Origin of the sequence: Bradyrhizobium guangdongense (genome assembly GCF_006483445.1) — a bacterium.
Lineage (GTDB): Bacteria > Pseudomonadota > Alphaproteobacteria > Rhizobiales > Xanthobacteraceae > Bradyrhizobium > Bradyrhizobium guangdongense_A.
Genome location: NZ_PPPT01000334.1, coordinates 1 through 1,108, shown reverse-complemented (window position 1 = coordinate 1,108; position 1,108 = coordinate 1). Strand labels below are relative to the sequence as shown.

Sequence of the window (1,108 nt, the reverse complement as noted above, 5' to 3'; positions counted from 1 at the left end):
GATGCGCCGAAGGGCGGCGTCCGCTTCATCCTCAGCCTGCGTGCCATCGGCGAAGGTCATGTGTCGTCGCTGACGTTCCGAACCGGAACGATCACGGCTGACGGGGGCGTGACTGTCGATCCAACGGCTCGCCTCGCCGCGGTGCCGCGGATCTCCCATCGCGTCGCCGGGCCGGACGGCGACCACGTCGAGCTGACCTTCAAGCATGAGGAAGATCTCAGCGAGCGTGTCATCTTTCCGGTCACCGACTCCCAGTCGAACGGCATCGAGGATGCCCGCTTCGTCGAATTCAGAGACGGCGACCGGAAGCGCTATTACGCGACCTACACCGCCTACAGCGGACGGGCGATCCGTTCCGAATTGATCGAGACCAGTGATTTCATATCGTTCCGGCTCACGCCCTTGCGCGGTGCCGCGGCGCGCAACAAGGGCATGGCGCTGTTTCCGCGCAAGATCGGCGGCAAATACGCCATGATCGCGCGTCAGGACAACGAGAACCTGTATCTGATCTATTCGGACGACCTCACCACATGGGAAGGCGGTCAGGCGATCTTGAAACCGCAGTTTCCCTGGGAGTTCGTCCAGATCGGCAATTGCGGATCGCCGATCGAACTCGATGAGGGCTGGCTCCTGCTGACACACGGTGTCGGCCCGGTCCGGAAATACGCGATTGGGGCGGCGCTGCTCGACAAGCACGACCCGTCCAAGGTCCTGGCGCGTTCGTCCGAGCCGTTGTTGCGGCCTGAACCATCCGAACGCGAAGGCTATGTTCCCAACGTCGTCTACACCTGCGGCGGGATGAGACACAATGACCAGATCATCCTGCCCTATGCCGTGTCGGACACCTTCTCCAACTTCGCGACAATCAAGATTCCCGCGCTCATCGACGCGATGAGGCGTTGAGCTCGGAAACCACACTCGTTGGCGTCAATTGCTTTCCTCAACAGCTCGAAGGAGCATTCATGGCCCGCGAAACAACCTACGTCGTGCAGGCATTCAACGCCGGCAAGGGCGGACACCTGAAGCCCGAATCCCCGATCATCTGCAAGTCCGCAGACCGCGCGCTGCGAACGGCGGAGAGACTGGCATCGAGCAGGCTCGCCGTCGT

1 protein-coding gene is annotated in these 1,108 nt (G+C 61.9%); it reads left to right on the top strand.

Annotation, left to right across the window (positions count from 1 at the left end; all coding sequences use genetic code 11):
- Positions 1–903, top strand: a 903-nt coding sequence (locus C2U70_RS32595) for a glycoside hydrolase family 130 protein (RefSeq protein ID WP_140982875.1), incomplete at its 5' end; no start/stop codon positions are given.
- Positions 904–1,108 lie beyond the last annotated feature (205 nt).